The sequence below is a fragment of the Streptomyces sp. NPDC001858 genome (assembly GCF_053594615.1).
Map to the genome: position 1 here is coordinate 279,322 of NZ_JBSFEV010000011.1, position 16,837 is coordinate 296,158.

Annotated in this window: 12 protein-coding genes; 4 read left to right on the forward strand and 8 right to left on the reverse strand. The window is 72.4% G+C overall.

Going from position 1 to position 16,837, the window contains the following annotated elements; translation table 11 throughout:
* Window positions 1-104: 104 nt before the first annotated feature.
* The 8 genes from ACWCPF_RS19190 to ACWCPF_RS19225 all read right to left on the reverse strand — a co-directional run bounded on the left by ACWCPF_RS19190 (window position 105) and on the right by ACWCPF_RS19225 (window position 11,029).
* Window positions 105-2,024: a BTAD domain-containing putative transcriptional regulator gene (locus ACWCPF_RS19190; RefSeq protein ID WP_451046214.1), complete on the reverse strand. Its 1,920-nt coding sequence runs from the start codon at window positions 2,022-2,024 to the stop codon at window positions 105-107.
* Window positions 2,025-2,093: 69 nt separating this feature from the next.
* Window positions 2,094-2,276 (reverse strand): hypothetical protein, encoded by a 183-nt coding sequence (locus ACWCPF_RS19195; protein WP_451046215.1) that lies wholly within the window; start codon window positions 2,274-2,276, stop codon window positions 2,094-2,096.
* Window positions 2,277-2,528: 252 nt separating this feature from the next.
* Entirely contained in the window at window positions 2,529-3,809 is a 1,281-nt protein-coding gene (locus tag ACWCPF_RS19200; protein WP_451046216.1) for a condensation domain-containing protein, read from the reverse strand.
* Complete coding sequence (locus tag ACWCPF_RS19205) at window positions 3,806-6,178, reverse strand: lantibiotic dehydratase (protein WP_451046217.1); 2,373 nt, start codon at window positions 6,176-6,178, stop codon at window positions 3,806-3,808. Before ACWCPF_RS19205 ends, ACWCPF_RS19200 begins: the two co-directional genes overlap by 4 nt.
* Window positions 6,175-8,973, reverse strand: a complete 2,799-nt coding sequence (locus ACWCPF_RS19210) for an amino acid adenylation domain-containing protein (protein ID WP_451046218.1) — start codon at window positions 8,971-8,973, stop codon at window positions 6,175-6,177. Before ACWCPF_RS19210 ends, ACWCPF_RS19205 begins: the two co-directional genes overlap by 4 nt.
* A 175-nt stretch (window positions 8,974-9,148) precedes the next feature.
* Entirely contained in the window at window positions 9,149-9,973 is an 825-nt protein-coding gene (locus ACWCPF_RS19215) for an SDR family oxidoreductase (protein ID WP_451046219.1), read from the reverse strand.
* A 37-nt stretch (window positions 9,974-10,010) separates the two neighbouring features.
* Window positions 10,011-10,736, reverse strand: a complete 726-nt coding sequence (locus ACWCPF_RS19220; RefSeq protein ID WP_451046220.1) for a thioesterase II family protein — start codon at window positions 10,734-10,736, stop codon at window positions 10,011-10,013.
* Window positions 10,737-10,750: 14 nt separating this feature from the next.
* The gene (locus ACWCPF_RS19225; RefSeq protein WP_451046221.1) at window positions 10,751-11,029 is read right to left on the reverse strand and encodes an acyl carrier protein; all 279 of its coding nucleotides are present in this window, start codon (window positions 11,027-11,029) and stop codon (window positions 10,751-10,753) included.
* Between the two features lie 265 nt (window positions 11,030-11,294).
* Here ACWCPF_RS19225 and ACWCPF_RS19230 point away from each other — a divergent pair, with 265 nt between their 5' ends.
* The 4 genes from ACWCPF_RS19230 (at window position 11,295) to ACWCPF_RS19245 (ending at window position 16,767) form a co-directional block, all read left to right on the forward strand.
* Window positions 11,295-14,555 (forward strand): non-ribosomal peptide synthetase, encoded by a 3,261-nt coding sequence (locus tag ACWCPF_RS19230; protein WP_451046222.1) that lies wholly within the window; start codon window positions 11,295-11,297, stop codon window positions 14,553-14,555.
* A 71-nt stretch (window positions 14,556-14,626) separates the two neighbouring features.
* Window positions 14,627-14,860, forward strand: coding sequence for an MbtH family protein (locus ACWCPF_RS19235; protein ID WP_451046223.1), 234 nt, complete (start codon window positions 14,627-14,629; stop codon window positions 14,858-14,860).
* A gap of 30 nt (window positions 14,861-14,890) precedes the next feature.
* Window positions 14,891-15,910: a guanitoxin biosynthesis L-enduracididine beta-hydroxylase GntD gene (gntD, locus tag ACWCPF_RS19240; protein WP_451046224.1), complete on the forward strand. Its 1,020-nt coding sequence runs from the start codon at window positions 14,891-14,893 to the stop codon at window positions 15,908-15,910.
* A 113-nt stretch (window positions 15,911-16,023) separates the two neighbouring features.
* The gene (locus ACWCPF_RS19245; protein WP_451046225.1) at window positions 16,024-16,767 is read left to right on the forward strand and encodes an SDR family NAD(P)-dependent oxidoreductase; all 744 of its coding nucleotides are present in this window, start codon (window positions 16,024-16,026) and stop codon (window positions 16,765-16,767) included.
* Window positions 16,768-16,837: the final 70 nt, after the last annotated feature.

A 16,837-nucleotide genomic window follows, 5' to 3' on the forward strand; every position in this document is an offset into this window, starting at 1 on the left:
CCCCATTCGGTGACCGGAACCGGGGGGACCCTATCCCAGGGCCCGCCCGGGGTGAACTCCCGGGGCACGGCTCGCGGCGGGCTCCGGACGCCGCCACGAAGGGGTCAATGGACGTCCGGAGGCCACTCGATGGCCACCGCGAATCGCCTTCGAAGGTCCTCCGGGCCGGCGATCCTGCTCCGCATTCCGGTGGCAGCGGCGATCTCATAGGCGTGGACGGCAACGAGTACAGGTATGCGGTAAGTGCCCTGTGCGCCGCCGCTCCCGCTCAGGCTCTCCACGAGATGAACGTCCGCGAGGTCCTCGAGTATCTCGGCCGCCACGCCCCTGTCGAGGTTCAGCGCGGTCGCCGCCGTCCTGGCCGGGAACGGAACGGCGGTGTTCCGGGTGTTCCGGGACAGTACGAACAGGAGCGCGCGGTGGGCCGCCGGCAGCGACCGGAATGCGGCCCCTATGCCGTCACGGACGCCGAGTTCGCCGTGCACCAGTTCATCGAGCCGCTGCCTGGGATCGGCCAGCCGTGCCACCATGGTCCGCAGCGACCAGTGCGGACGGGTCGCCATTCGGGCGCCGACGATCCTGATCGCCAGCGGAAGCCCGCCGGTGAGTTCCACGATCCTGCGCGCGGCCGCCGGTTCGGCCTCGACCCGATGCGCACCGATGATCACGCCGAGCAGTTGCACGGCCTCGGCCTCGTCGAACATCCCGAGTTCCACGAGTTTCGCACCCGGTGGGGTGACCACCCGCGACCGTGAGGTCATCAGCACCGCGCACAGCGAGGTACCCGGCAGCAGGGGCCGCACCTGGGCCTGTGTGGCGACGTCGTCGAGCACCAGCAGGATCCGTCGGCCGGCCAGCAGACTCCGGTAGAGCTCGGCACGCTCGTCGACGGCCTCGGGAATGCCGGGAGCGGGGACTCCCAGCGCGCGAAGGCAGCGCCTCAGCACGTGCTCCGGTGCGACGGGGTCGCCGCTGCCGCCGAGATCCGCATACAGCTGTCCGTCCGGGAAGAGATCCGCTGCCAGGCCGTGCGCCGCATGCACGGCTGTCACGGTCTTGCCCACTCCGGACGCTCCGGTGAGCACCGCCATCGGCACTCGGCCCCCGGTGCCCGCATGACCCGCGAGTCCCCCGGCGACGTCCGTCAGGACCCGCTGCCTTCCGGTGAAGTCACCCAGGGAGTTGGGCAGTTGCCGGGGCACAACCACCGGTTGGGCGGGAGTTCGGTGGCCCGACGGCCGCAGCAGGGGGTCGCGGGACAGGATCCGGGACTCCAGCCGCCGCAGTTCGTCGCCGGGTTCCAGCCCCAGTTGGTCGATGAACTCCCGGCGGCCGTCCCGGTAGACCTCCAGTGCTTCCGCCGTCCGCCCGCAGCAGTACAGCGCCTGGATCAACTGGCGTCGCGGTCCTTCGCGCAGCGGATGCCGAGCCACTTGCCGGGTGAGCTCACCGATGGCTTCACCGTACCGGCCGAGGGTCAGCAACCACTCGGTGTGGTTCTCCAGGGCAGCCAGGAGTTCCTCCTCCAGGTGCACCACCCTGGCTTGGATCACCTCGCTGTCGACGTCCGCGCAGGCCGGCCCCCGCCAGTAGTCGATCGCCTCGCGCACCATGAAGATCGCTGCTTCGTGACGGCCTTCGCCGGCCAGGGCGGCCGCCAGCGCCGACCGGCGCCGGAAGGCGTGCAGGTCGACCAGCTGCGGCGCGGCCCGCAGCAGGTATCCCCCGGGAACGGTGTCGATGGCGGCTGCGCCACCCAGTGTGCGGAGCAGCCGCCGGAGAGCCGACACGCAGGTCTGGACCTGGTTGCGGGCGGTTCGCGGTGCCCGCTCCGACCAGACAGCCTCGATCAGGGTGTCGTGCGAAACGGTCCGGTTGACCGACAGCACCAGGGCCGCGAGGACCACGCGTTGCCGACTGGACGTCAGGGGATGTCGCTCATCGCCCTGGATCACACCGACCGATCCCAGTATCTCGAAGAGAACGGCCTCCTCGTCCGAGGCCGTTCCGCGTTCCGTGGGCATTCGACTCTCCTGGCAAACCGATCCTCTATCGGACGGGGTCCGCACTGCGTTCGGAGGGGATGCCCACCGTCAGGAACCGGTGCTGTTCCAGTCCGTCGTAATGGGCGCACCGCCATCGGCCAGGGCCGGGGTTCCCTGGTGTTCCGTGGCGTGGGCGGTGAAGGCGGCGCCGAGGGCGAAGAGTCCTGCTGCGAGAATCGCGCCGGCCCGGGCGATCCAGGCGTTGCGGGTGGGCGTCGTCCTGTCCGACATCGTGTTTCCCTTTCCGTCGACCGGTGGTGGAACAACACAGTCGCAGGGCGCATTGGACGGCCGATCACTCCGTGATGGCCGCTGATCTATCCGGGATCTCAGCTCCATGGAACGTGCTGGTCAAAGGGGTCAACGGCGGCGGCCGGCCGTCCCGTCGGACGACCGGCCGCAACCGGATGCGATGGTGCGGGGGCGCGCCGGCTCCCGGATCCGCACCGTTCGCACCGCCTCCCGTACCGCCTCCCGTACCGACTAGACGCCGCGGAGAACGGCCCCCAGGCGGACGCTGAAGTGCTCACCGACGCCTTCGGGAAGATTGCGTCCCCACTGGACCTCGTATTCCAGTGAGTCGCCGTCGTGGAAGAACCGCACGGCGATCTCCGTCTTGGCCGCCGGATAGCGCTGGTAGAGGGAGGAGGAGAAGCGGAGGTCGCCCTCCTTCCAGTCGATCGTGCGGGGGAGTTGCCGGTAGCTGACCACGATGCTGTCCAGCTCGGCGGTGTCGCCGCGGCTCGACCGCGTCACGCGGGTGGCGAGTTCGGCGAAGGGGAAGCTGCGCCTGCGGAGGTCTTCGCGCCAACGGTGGCCGTGCGCACGCGCGGTGTCGAGGATCGAGCTGCCGGGCCGCACCTGGCCCATCAGGGGCACCTCGTTGATGAAGCACCCGATCACATCGGCGAGTTCGCCGCTCCTCGGCCGGACCGAAACCGCGTTGCACACGGCCATCGGGCCACCCGGCCGCACCGGTGTCGCATGCTGGACCGCGGCTGTCAGCAGGTGGGACATCCGCACGCCCGTCCGAGCCGCGGTGGAGGTCAGCCGGCGAACCGAGGATGCGGGCACCATGCCGCGCTGTGCCCCCTGCCGGGCGGGGACGGCGGCGTTCCGGTCCGCCCCTCGGCACTCCGGGGCATCCCATTCGGGGAGGACCAGGTCGGACGGAACTCGTTCGCGCCAGTGGTCGCGGTCGGCACGGCCGGCCTCCTCCTCGGCCTTCCTGATCCACCGGACCGCCTGGCGGTACCGCTCTTCGGGTTCGTGCCGCGGCCGGCCGGCCAGGGCGAGGCCCAGCCGGTGCAGCAGCGGGATCTGGCTCAGCCCGTCCATGGCAAGGTGATGGATGATCAGCGCGACGCTGTGGCCGGCGGCGCCGTGCTTCGCCGAGACCAGGCGTACCAGTGGACCGTCGTCGGTCTCGACGGGTTGCCGCAGGGCGTCCGCCAGGAGCGCGGGAACGTCCTCTTCGGCAGCGGTGTGCCAGTCGATCTCCGGCGGCTCGTCGGAGAAGGACTGGACGACGTGGCCGGTCCATTCGTCGATCGTCATCCGCAAGCGCAGCGACGGGGTGGCCGCCGTCAGCGCGCGGGCGGCCGCCGTGATCCGTGCCCGGTCCAGCGGACCCTCGACGCTTGCGGTGAATTCCGTGGTGAACGAGGTCCCGGTGAGGTCCTTCTGGGAGGCCAGGAACATCGCTGCCTGGCCCGCGGTGACCGGCTCCGGCCGGTCCTGCCCCGAGCCGCGCGCCGGCGTCATGACGGTTCTCCGGTCTGCGCGGCTCCGCCCGCCGACTGCTCGCGGTTGCGTTCCGGGTCGGTGAACAGGAGGCGGAGCTCGGAGGTGTACACCGTCCCCGTCAAGTCCCGCAGCCAGCACTGCCCGATGTCGGGGAGCATCTCGCTGACCGTCACCGTGGCCTGTGGGTCCTCGGTCGCGCATCTGCGCAGCGCGATCGCCGCCATCGTCACCAGAGCGGGACTGGTGAAGTCCACGAAGAGGGGTTTGTCCTCGCCGGGCACCTGGAGGAAGACCCGCTGCGGCAGTTCGCGGTGACGTGCCCACCGCCACGCGGCCCGGAAGCGCGCCGCCTCGTCCTTCGTACCGGGCCATTCGATGCCGTCGGCGGGGAAGGCCCAGGCTTGCCGGGCCAGGACGAGCCGTCCGACGGAGATCCTCGGGCGGTGCGGATCCGCCGCGGCGACGCTGAAGGCGCCTACGACCACGGCCGACAGGTACTCGCCGAGCACCTCCAGCAGGTCGTGCCGGTCGCCGGTCCTGCGGTCGCGCACCACGAGTTGTTCGCCTTCACGCCGGACCAGGAGGTCGGCGGCCGGTGCGATCGGACCAGGCGCCCCGGTGGACCCGGGGTACATGGTCCAGTAGGTGTAGTCCGGGGACAGCAGCGCGGGCGGGTAGGTGCGCGAGGTCACGTTGTCGGAAGCCCGGGCGGGGACGGCGACGACGCGCCTGCCCGCGTGGTCGGTCTCCGCCGCGGCGAGCAGCCGGGCGGGATCCGGGTGCTGGCGCACGAAGAACCGGGCCTCGAGGGTGTTCATGGCGACGTGCATCTCGCCCAGCACGAGGAAGAAGTCCCCGCGTGCCACCGCCTCGGGGCTGTCCGCGGCGATCATGAGATCCGGCGCATGGTGGCGGGCGGCGGACCAGCCGAGCGGGAGCGGGGGGAACTCCTCCTTGACGCGTGATTGCAGTTCCTCCGCGGTGACGGAGTACGTCGTCGCGCCGGTGGGCAGCGCCAGCACCCGGGCCCAGCGTGCGCGGAACTCCGTCACCAGCCGGCGGACCAGTGGCGGCGGCGTGCGCGGGGTGTAGGCCAGGTCCGGTGTGGCCGCGCCGACGAGCAGGGCGAGCGGGATCTCGTCCGTGCCCTTGCGCCGGCGCAGTCGCTCGTGCAGTTCCAGGAGCCGCTCCGCATAGAGTTGCGCGGCCCGGCCGGCGAGCCAGTCGGCGCTGTCCAGCACCAGGGCCAGCGGGCCGGCCACCGCGTCCAGGACATCGCCCCCGAGCGTGAGGGACGTGTCGCGGACGGTGTCCTCGTAGACGAGCGTCCGCCCCGCGTACATCGCTCCCGGGCGCCGCGCCGCGCTCACCCCGGTCACCCGTTCGAAGGCCCCGCCCAGCTCCCTCAGGGCATCCGCGAGCCGGTCCGCGTCCCCCGCGGCGCCGGCGATCCGGTCGCGTCCGTCGACGAGGGCGTCGAGGTCCGCTGTCAGACGGGTCCGCAGTTCCCGGTCGCCGATGGCGAGCAGTCTGTCGCGCAGGGTCCGCTCCGGGTGCGCCTCGACCGGTCCGGTCAGCGACAGCACGATCAGGCCGCGGTCCGCCAGGGCACGGAGCCTGCCGGCGACGACGGGGCCGCCGAACCCCGCAGCGAGGTCGCGGACCGTCCGCTCCCCGTCGCAGCCGTCGATGACCGCGGCGTCCCGCTCGTCCAGGGAGACTCGCTCGCCCCGCGGGCCGTGGGCGGTCAGGCCGTGGCGGGACCACTCCTCGGACAGCCGGGGCCGCAGCCACGGAAAGACCTCGGGGTCCGCCGACATCGCGGCGGCGACCGCGTCGATCGCCCACGCCTCGAAGTAGACCGAGCGCTTCGCCAGCAGCGACGGGCCGTGACGTACCGTCAGTCCCTGTTGCCGCGGGTCGGCGTGCGCCCAGCACACCGGTCCGAAGAAGCCGATGGTGTCGTTCTTGACGGTGTAGCGCTGGAGGTACCGGGCCAGCGTCGCCTCGGTGCGGCGGCGTACCGAGCCGGGCAGCCCGCGGCCCCGGGCGAGCTTGTCGAGACAGTTGTGGAGGACGTCGACGTTCTGCCAGGCGACCGCCTCCCGCAGGCGCGCGTCGGCGGCGAGGTCGCGCACCTCGTGGACCAGCCGGTCCGAGGCGGCGGCGTAATGGGCCGCGAACTCCTCGGGAGACAGGTCCAGCCCCGCGGGCCCGGCGAGTTCGGGAGCGGACAGCCTGGCGATCTCGGCGAGCGGGAAGCCCGCGCCGCGCAGGCCGAACTCGCGATGCAGCCACCACCGGCTGGCACCGAGCCGCACCGGTTCCGACGCGGAAGTGTCCGGGTGGTCGCGCGGCCCGGTGGCCGCGATGGCTGTCGTGGTCATGAGCGCGTCCCGCGGGTGTCGGCGAGGGCGGCCAGCCTGGCCGCCGTTCGGTGGACGTAGAGGTCTCTCGGGGACAGGGAGGGCAGGCCCTTCTCCCGCAGGGCCGTGAGCAGGCGCACGGCGATCAGCGAGTTGCCGCCCGCCTCGAAGAAGTCGTCGTCAGGGCCGACGGCGTCGTCGGCGAGGGCCGCCCGCCAGGCGGCGAGCACGGAGCCCGCGGTCCCGGCGGCGTCGGCGGTCCCGGCCCGGTCCGGGGCACCTTCCCGGGACCGGCCGCAGTCGGCCGGGCCGGCCGCAGCGGTCCGCTCCGGAACGGGCAGTCGCGTCCGGTCCAGCTTGCCGTTCACGGTGAGCGGCAGCCGCGCCAGTTCCACGAGCACCGACGGGACCATGTGCTCCGGCAGAACGGAGCCGACCCTGCGCCGCACCTCCGCCGCCGACCCGTCGCGGAGTACGACATAGCCCACGAGCCTGGTGTAGGCGGGGTCCTCGTGTTCGTCCAGGACGACGGCCGCCTCGCGGACCGCCGGGTCGGCCATCAGCACGGATCTGACCTCGCCCGGTTCGATGCGGAATCCCCGCAGTTTCACCTGGTCGTCGAGCCGGCCCAGATGATCGAGGGAGCCGTCCGGGCGCATCCGTCCCCGGTCGCCGCTGCGGTAGAGGCGTTCCCCGGTGGCGGGGTCGACGGGGAAGCGCTCGGCGGTGAGCTGTTCGCGGCCCAGGTACTCGCGGGCGACTCCTGCGCCCCCGACGTAGATCTCACCGATCGCGCCGACGGGCACCAGACGCCCCCGCTCGTCCCGGACCGACACGGACCATCCGGGGAGCGCGCGGCCGACCCGGGCGGAGCCCGTCTGCGCCTCGACCGGTGTGACCTCGTGGGCGGTGACGTGCACCGTGGTCTCGGTGATGCCGTACATGTTGACCACCCGGCACACCGTCGTGGGGTACCGCCGGAACCAGGGCCTCAGCATCCTCGGGTCGAGTGCCTCACCGCCGAAGACGACCAGGCGGACCGCCAGCTCCTGCCGTCCGTCGGCGTCGAGCAGGCCGCTGAACGCGGACGGCGTCTGGTTCAGGACGGTCACCTGTTCCCGGACCAGGAGTTCGTGGAAGTCGGCGGGTGACCGGGTGGTCAGGTAGGGGACGACGACCAGGCGGCCACCGGTCAGCAGGCACCCCCAGATCTCCCAGACCGAGAAGTCGAAGGCGGTGGAATGGAAGAGCGTCCACACGTCGTCGGGTCCGAACCCCATCGTCGGGCGGGTCGCGTTGAGCAGCGCGAGTACGTTGCGGTGGGGCACCACCACGCCCTTGGGCCGGCCGGTGGTGCCGGAGGTGTAGATGACGTAGGCGGGGTCGTCCGCCGTGGTCTCGGGCAGCGGCCCGGCTGCGGCAGCGGAGGCGTCCAGCTCCGCGGGGCGTACCACCGACGACCCGTCGGGCGCCGGGAACTCGGGGAGGGTGGTGACCACCAGCGGGAGTCCCGCGTCCTCGGTCGTGCAGCGGAGCCGTTCGCCCGGATGGTGCACGTCGAGCGGGACGTAGGCGGCTCCGGTCTTGAGGACGGCCAGCAGGGCGACCACGAGGTCGGTGCCGCGCTCCATGCACACCCCGACGAAGCCGCCGTGGACGGCGCCGCGCTCCCGCAGGGCGTGCGCCCACGACGTGGCACGGGCGTCGAGTTCGCCGTAGGTGAGCGTGCCGTCCGCGCCGGAAACGGCGACGCGGTGCGGTTGCGAGCACGCCAACCGGTGTACGGCTTCGTGGAGGGTGGGCACGGGCACGGCATCACGGTGCGGGGCCTCGGTGCGCCCGAGGTCCCGCAGCGCGGATGCCTGGAGGGGGTCCACCAGGGCGATGTCCGCAAGGGTCAGGTGCGGGTCGGCGCGGTGCAGGCTGCTGACGACGTGGCAGACGCATTCCTGGAAGCGGACGGCATGTCCGGGGTCCACGATCCTCGGGTCGGCGACGGCGGCGCCGGCCGGCGCGACCTCCTCGCCGGAACACTCCCAGACCAGGGTGAGGGGGAACGGCGGGGCCAGGAACGGGTGGTACCGCTCGTCGGGCTGCGGCTCGGTCAGCACCAGGCCGACCGCCGGAGTCGGTGCGTCGTCCTGCTCCGCGGCCCGCCGGAATTCCTGCCGCACTTGCTCGACGAACTCGGCGGCGGTGAGCCGCTCGTCGACCCGTACGGTGAGCACACCGCCGGTCGCGGCATCCGGGCCGGGGCGGGAGGGCACGGCCAGCCGCACGGTCGCGGCGCCTGCATGGCGCGACAGGACCAGCGCCGCGGCGGCGGTCACGACGGCCGGGTCACCAGGTTGCGGCGCAGCCCGTGACGGCTCGGCCTGCGGCGGTGCGCCGGCCGCCGGGCCGCCGTCCCCGGGCATCGCCCAGTCCGGCGGCTGCGGCCGCGGCTGCGGGGACGCCGGACCCCAGTCCGTCGCCGGCTGCCGGAGCACCGCCATGACCGCGCTGTCCTCGGCGAGCTGCCCGGCGAGCGCGTGCACCAGACGCCGGAGCGCCGGACGGTCGAGCAGGCCGTGGTGGGCGACGGCCACGAGGTCGGCGGTGTCGTCGGCGTACGTGAGGAGAACGGCGCGCAGTCGAGGCCGGTCGCCGTACGCACCGCGCAGGGCCTCGCGTTCACGCAGCCGCAGCGCCCGGGCGTCCGTCGAGGCGAACGGCAGGTCCTCGACCCACAGACCGGCCGTTGCGGACTCCTGGGCCGGGCCGCAGGCTCGGGCGAAGGCCGCACGCGCGGCGTCGACGGCCGCTGCGCCGGTCACGCGCAGAACGAGCGAGTGTTCCGTCGTGGCGCCGAAAGGTGATCGGCGGCAGGTTCCGCGGGGAGGCGAGGCGGATTCGCTCCCCGTGGTCGCATCGGCTGAATGCAAGAGCATCGGCAGGCTCCTCTACGGCTCCACTGACGCCGCGTGGGATCGTCGGGGGATGGGGGCGGGGTCAGCGGGCGGTGAAGCCGCCGTCCACCGTGACGACGCTGCCGGTGACCTGTCGGGAGTCGTCACTGGCGAGCCAGACGGCGGTGGCGGCGATGTCGTGCGGTTCGATGAGGGCGTTCATGGGCTGCGCCTGCACGAACGTGTGTTCATGCTCGTCGATCGCGACGTCCAGGGACCGGGCGATCTCGGACAGCATCCGGGACTCGACCGTGGGGTCGTCCCGAACCGACCCGGGACAAAGGGCGTTGACCCGCACCTTCATCGGCGCGTAGTCGAGGGCGGCGGCCTTGGTGAGTCCGACGAGCCCGTGCTTCGCCGCGACGTAGCCGGCGAAGTGGCGGTACCCCACGAGGCCCGCGGTGGAGGCGATGTTGATGACGCTGCCCTGCCGCGCGCGCACCATGTGCGGTACCACTTCGCGGATCATGCGCCAGGCGCCGGAGAGATCGACGTCGAGCATGAGGGACCACTCGCCCTCCGTGATCTCGTGGATCGGCTTGCCGGAGGGCGCGGCGATCCCCGCGTTGTTGACCAGTACGTCGATGCGCCCGTAGCGGCGCAGCGCGTCGCGGACGGCGGCGCCGGCCGAGGCGGGGTCCCGTACGTCGCACCGGACGGTGAGGATCGAGGCGCCGTTGCGCCGGCACAGGTCGGCGGTGTGCTCCAACTGGCGGGCGGTGCCGAGCGGATAGGCGACCCCCGGCAGGTCGTCGCACACGTCCAGCAGGATCAGATCGGCGCCCTCCTCGGCGAAGCGGACCGAGCAGGAACGGCCGATACCGCGCGCCGCGCCGGTCACGAGCGCCACCTTGTTCTCGAGTCGCATGGTTCGGCCCCTCGTCGTCGGATGTCTGTGCAGGCCCTCAGGCCAGTGGGAGCGCGTCGATGCCGAGGATGTCGGAGACCAGGTCGACGACCTGGGTCGCCGAGTCGGTCAGGTACATGTGGCCGCCGGGGAGTTCCCGGTAGCGGAAACCGCCGCCGGCCACCGCGTGCCAGGCGAGCGCGTCGGCCTGCGCGACGAGGTCGTCGGAGTCTCCGCGCAGGCACGTGATCGGCGCCGCGAGCGGGGTGGTGGACCGCGGACGGTAGTTCTCGTGCATGGCCACGTCGGCGCGCAGCGCCGGGAGCACCAGCTCGCGCAGTTCGGGGATGTCCAGGGCCGGATGACGCGTCCCGGCGAACTCCTCGATCCTGGCCAGGAACTCGTCGTCGCCGATGCCCGTCGCCCGGCGGGTCCGGCCTGCCGAGGGGGCCGGCGACCCGCTGACGAACAGCTCGGCGACCTGGATCCCGCATCGCTGCGACAGGGCGCGGGCGAGTTCGTAGGCCAGCACCGCGCCGAGGCTGTGCCCGAAGATCGCGACGGCCGGGGCGTGGTGGATCGCGCTCAGCGCGTCGGCGAGCAGGCCGTCGACCGCCTCGTACACGTCGGTCCAGGGCTCCTCCTCCACCCGGTCCTCTCGGCCTGCGAGTTGCAGGGGAACGAGTCGCAGGGCGTCGGGCGCCGTCCTGCGCCAGGGCCAGAAGAAGCTCGATCCGGCTCCGGCGTGCGGAAGACACAGCAGCGGTATCGGGTCATAGGTCATGGCTTCCTCCGGGATCAGGAGACCTGGGCGGTCACGCGCGGCCCGATGAGCGTGGCGAGCCGGCCGGCAGTGCGGGAGTCGAAGAGCTCGCGGACCGTCACCTTGACCGCGAACCTGCGGCGCAACAGGGCCACCGTCTGGGCGGCGAGCAGGGAGTTCCCGCCCAGTTCGAAGAAGTCGTCCTGCGCGTCGACGCCTCCCGGGGCGCCGAGCACCTCTTCGAGTGCCTCGACGACACCGCGCAGGATCTCGTCCTGCGCGGTGCCGGGCGGCCCGGCAGGCGCCTGCGTCACGGTTGCCGCTTCCTCCATGGCGAAGGACCTCGTTCCTCATCGTTTCGGGTCGCCTGCCGCCGGGTTCCTCCCGGCGGAGCCTGCGGCCGTGCCCACGGCCGGCCGCTGCCCGTCGACGCTACGGAGGCGCGCTGTCGTCACGCTGTCGCCGTCCTGCCGGGCGGGCCGCGGTGGAAGCAGCGCGGCGGCAGCAGCCCGACAGGGCGGCGGCACGAGGCCGAAAGGGGCGGCGGACACCATGGCCTCGCCGACCGAAGGGGTGTCCATGCGTTCCCACGAGCTCTCGTCCGCCGGCCACGTCGGTGGACCGGCGGATTCCGCCGCACAGGCAGCCGGTTCCCGACTCACCTGCGCGCAAGAACAGCTGTGGCTGGCCGATCAGCTCAATCCCCACGGCAGCGGATATCTCATCCCGCTGCAGTTGCGGATCACCGGCGACCTCGACGTGGGCGCGCTCGCGAACGCGCTGCGTTCCTTCGTGCACCGGCACGAGATCCTGCGGACCGCTGTGCGGGCGCAGGACGGCCGGCCCGTCGGCGTGGTGCGTCCGGCCGACGAGTTCGCCCTCGTCGTCGACGATCTGACCGGGGCGGACGACGAGGAGGTCGAGCGGGCGCTGCTCGCGGAGTCCCGCACGCCGCTGGACGTCGCCGAGGGCCTTCCGATCCGGGCCCGGCTGCTGCGGACGGCGCCGTCCGAGCACCTGTTGTGTCTCACCGTCCACCACATGGTCTTCGACGGAGGCTCGCGGGACGTCCTGTACCGCGAGCTGGAGGTGGCGTACGCCGCGGGCGCCGGACGGCCGGACACAGCCGGTGAACCGCGCCCGGACCCGTACGGCGCTCCGGAACGCGCCGGGGACGCCGCGACCGCCGACCCCGCGGACACCGCAGAGGCGCTGTGCTTCTGGCGGGAGTCACTGGCCGGGCTGACTCCCTTCGAGCTGCCCCCGGATCGCCCGCGCCCGGCACGCCGGGCCGGCGCCGGGGCCCGCCGTGAGTTCGCGTTGCCGCAGCAGACGACCGACCGGCTCTCGCTGCTGGCGCGGCGCAGCGGCGCCAGCCTGCGCATGGTGCTCGTCGCGGCCGCCCAGGCACTGCTCTCCCGGTGGTCGGGCCGTACCGACGTCACGGTCGGCTCCACCTGCTCCACACGGGACGATCCGGCCCTCGTCGCGGCCGTGGGCCCGTTCGTCGACATGCTGGTGCTGCGCGGCGACGTCAGCGGTGATCCGGCGTTCAACGAGTTGGTGGAACGGGTTCGCGAGGTGACGCTCGACGCATACGACGCCCGCGCCGTTCCGTTCGGCGAGGTGGTACGCGAACTCGGCGGCGACCGGGACCCGTCACGGACTCCGCTGTTCCAGATCCTCGTCGACCACAACGTGCGGCGGCACCGGGCCCCGGTTCTGCCCGGCCTGTCCGTCACCGAGCTCCCGGAGCGCTGCGTCGGCTCCAAGTACGACCTGAGCGTGTCGTTCCAGCAGGTCGAAGAGAGCCTGACGGTGGAACTCACCTGGGACACCGCCCTGTACGAGGAGGCCACCACCGCACGGCTGGCGCGTCAGCTGCGCGCACTGCTGATCCAGGCCGCGGACCATCCGCAGACCCGGCTGTCGGCGCTGGTGCCACCGGACGAGGAGGAGCGGCGGGAGGCGCTCGCCGCGGGTACGGGGGCGGTCCTGGCGTCCGGTGAGTCGTGCCTGCACGAGCTGTTCGAGGCACAGGCCGCGCGCACCCCGCACGCGGCGGCCGTGGTCGACGAGTCCGGAGAACTGACGTACGCGGAGCTCGACGCGCGGGCCGGCGCGCTTGCGGACGTCCTCAGGAGACACGGTGTCGGGCCGGAGGTCCCGGTCGGCGTCATGTTCGGCCCGTCGGCGGATCTCTTCGTGGCCGTGCTGGGAATCCTCAAGTCACACGGCGCGTATCTGCCGATCGACCCCTCTGCGCCGCGGAAGCGGGTCGAGCATGTGGTCTCCGAGTCGCGGCCTCGGTTCGTTCTCACCCGTCCCGACCTGGCGGAGCTCGTCTCGTCCGCCGGCGGCACGCCGCTCGTCGCCCCGTTCGGCGAAGAGCTGGGCCCGGCGGACGGGCCGGCTGATGATTCCGCCGTCCGGCTGACGCCGGACAACCTGTGCGCTCTCTATTACACGTCCGGGTCGACGGGGGCGCCCAAGGCCGTGGCGTGCACCCACCGGGGATGGGTGAACTACGTGCGGTGGATGCAGCGTCAGCACGGCCTCAGGCCGGGCGAGACGGTGCTCCACCGGTGCACCGCCACCTTCGACGTGATGGTCGCCGAGGCCCTGTGGCCCCTGTGCTTCGGCGGGCGGGTGGCCGTCCTGGGGAACGGACTCGGGGCGGATCCCCGGGCGGTGATCGACGCGGCAGTGCGGTTCCGCGCGGTTCAGCTGCAGTTCGTCCCGACCGCGCTGGACCTGTTCCTCGAAGAGCTGACCGACAGCGACCTCGCCGGACTGGACGCGCTGCGCAGCGTCGTCTCGGGAGGGGAGGCGCTGCTTCCGGGGACGGTGCGCCGCTTCTTCTCTCGTTTCGGCGGCACGGTGCTGCTCGACAACAACTGGGGCACGACGGAGACCTCCGTGGACTCCACCAGCCACAGGTGCACCAGCGAAGATCCGGACAGCAGTCCCGGCGCTCTGACCATCGGCCTGCCGGTGGACAACCACGAGGTGTACGTCCTGGACGCGCGCCACGCGCCCGCGCCCCTGGGGACCCCGGGCGAGATCCACATCGGCGGGATCGGCCTCGCCCGCGGTTACCACGGGAACCCCGCCCGCACCGCCGAGCGGTTCATCCCCCATCCGTTCCGGCCCGGTGCCCGGCTCTACCGGACCGGCGACCAGGGCAGGGTCCGGCCGGACGGCTCGATCGAGTTCCTCGGCCGGGCCGACCACCAGGTGAAGATCCGCGGCGTCCGGATCGAACTCGGCGAGGTGGAGGCGGCGCTCCATGCGCATCCGGCGGTGCTGGACGCCGCGGCGGCCACCTGGCAGGTACGCCCGGGTGACACCCGCCTCGTCGCGTACGTGATCCTGGATTCCGCGGCCGGCGGTTCCACAGCCGACGTCAGGGCGTTCCTCTCCGGCCGGCTCCTCGGCAGCGCCATGCCGAGCGCCATCTTCACGCTCGACGACTTCCCCCGGCTGGCGAACGGCAAGCTCAACCGCCATGCGCTGCCGGAACCGGACTTCGACCGCGCCCGGGACCACGAGTACGTGGCGCCGCGCAACGAGACCGAGTCGGCCGTGGCCGAGATCTGGTCGGAGCTGCTCGGCACGAACCTGGGAATCCACGACAACTTCTTCGCCTCCGGCGGGCACTCACTGCTCGTCACCCGGGCGGCCAACCGGATGCGAGAGGCCTTCGGCGTCGCGGTGCCCCTGCGCCTGGTGTTCGATGCGCCGACCGTCGCCCAGACCGCGCGCCTGCTGGAGCAGCTGATCGAGGCGGAGATCGAGGCCATGAGCCCCGAACAAATCCTCCGCCAGTTGACGCAGTGACGCAGAGGCACACCACAAGGCCCCGCACAGCGGATCCCTACTCCCCCAGCCGCACCAAGGAGGAACCGGCCATGCCGGACAACACCGAAGAACACTATGCCGTCGTGGTCAACGACGAGGAGCAGTACTCGATCTGGCCGGCCGCTCTGAGCCTCCCGGCGGGATGGCGGGCCGAAGGCACCCGGGGGCCGAAGCAGCGGTGCCTCGACCGGATCGAAGAGGTGTGGACCGACATGCGGCCCAAGAGCGTGCGGGAGTCCGCGTCCCGCGGCCGTGGCATCTCCGCGGGTGCCGCATCCCAGTAGGCCGGCATTCCACGAGGAATGAGGTGAGACATGAACGTGCGTGACGTTCCTCTCGAGTACACGCTCGGCGACACCGAGACCGCCGGACTCGCCCGGCTGCTGGCAGAGCTGCGGAGTCAGGGCGACAACCCCGGCGAACCCGGCTTCTACGACCGCCGGTGGACGGTGGCCGAGGAGCTGCCCATGGGGCTTCGGCACTTCCTGCTCAACTTCCGGCGCACCGAGCCGGCGGCCGCGGCCCTGATCCACGGGATGCCGGTGAGCGACGCCGCCATAGGCCCCACGCCCGGGCACTGGGAGCGGGCCGACGAGGTGGCGGCCAGGGACCAGGAGCTCTTCCTGGCGCTGTGCGGCATGGTGTTGGGTGAGCCGTTCACCTGGTCCACTCTGCAGTCCGGCCGCCTGGTGCAGAACATCCTCCCCATACAGGGGGACGAGCAGCGCCAGAGCGGCCACGGCAGCGAGGCTCTTCTGGAGTTCCACACCGAGGACGGTTTCCATCCGCGCCGGTGCGACTATCTGCTGTTGCTGGGGCTGCGCAACCACGACCGGGTACCGACCATCGTCTCGTCGGTGCGCGACGTCGAACTCGAGGACGGGGACCGGGAGATCCTCGGCGAGCGCCGGTTCCACATCCTGCCCGACGACGAGCACGTCCGGCAGCTGGCGGAGCGCGCACCGGACCACCCCGCGCTCCGCGAAGCCCGGCTGATGGTGACCCGGCCCGAGCCGGTGGCGGTCCTCTTCGGCCACCGCCTGAATCCGTACCTGCGCATCGACCTGCCCTTCACCCGCTGCATCGGCGCCGATCCCGAGGCCGAGCAGGCGGTGAAGAGGCTGATGGGCGAGCTCGAGCGGGTGCAGCAGGACATCCCCGTCGGGCCGGGCAGTCTGCTGGTGGTCGACAACCATCTCGCCGTGCACGGCCGCAGGCCGTTCAGCGTCCGCTACGACGGCACCGACCGGTGGCTGAAGAAGCTGACCGTGAGCCGGAACCTGCGCGTCGGTTTCGGCGACCGTGCCGCGGCAGGTCACCGGGTCCTGTTCTGACCCGCCGGTGCCGGGTCCGCCGCACCGGCGGCAGTCACGGCCCGGCGCACCCGGGCACGTCCTCACTCCCCCCCGCTCCCCCTGAACCACGATTCGAGCCGGAGGCTCCTGTCATGCGAACGGTCATCGTCTCCGGCGCCTCGAGCGGCATCGGCCGAGCCACTGCCGAACGGTTCGCCCGCGTGGGCGACCACGTGGTCAACCTGGACGTCCGCAAGCCGGACGCGGCATCCCCCGTGCGGTGGATCGAGGTGGACGTCGCGGACTGGTCCGCCGTCGGAGAGGCGCTGGCGGCGGTGCACGGCGAGACGGGCGGTCTCGACGTGGTCGTCGCCAACGCGGGCATCAGCGTCCGCCACGGCGTCCTCGAACTGACGGAGGCGACCGCGCGGCGGATCGCGGACGTCAACTTCTTCGGGGTGCTCGGCCTGTGGCGGCAGGCGGCCGACTACATGATGCGCCGGCGGCAGGGCGTGCTGCTGGCGACGGCCTCGGTCAACGGCAGGCGCGGCTACCCCTTCTACGCCGACTACAACGCCACCAAGGCCGCCGTCGCCTCCTTGTGCCAGACCTTCGCGCTGGAACTGAGCCCCTGGGTGCGGACGGCCTGTGTGACCCCCGGCGCGGTCCTGACGCCCATGCAGCGGGCCGAGTACAGCGACGAGATGCTCGCGGCGGTCAACGAGCGCATACCGGGCGGACGGCACGCGGACCCGGAGGAGATCGCGGAGGCCTTCTTCTTTCTCGCCTCCGACGGCGCGCGCTTCATCACGGGACAGGAACTGGTGGTGGACGGCGGGGAGACCGCGGGGGCGACCACCGCGGTGCTCGGGACCGCCGGCCGGTCGACCGGCTGAGGTCACACCGGCCCGGGCCGCCTTCCCGAGCCGGGCCGCGCAAGGACAGTGCCGCTCCCGGCGACGGGAC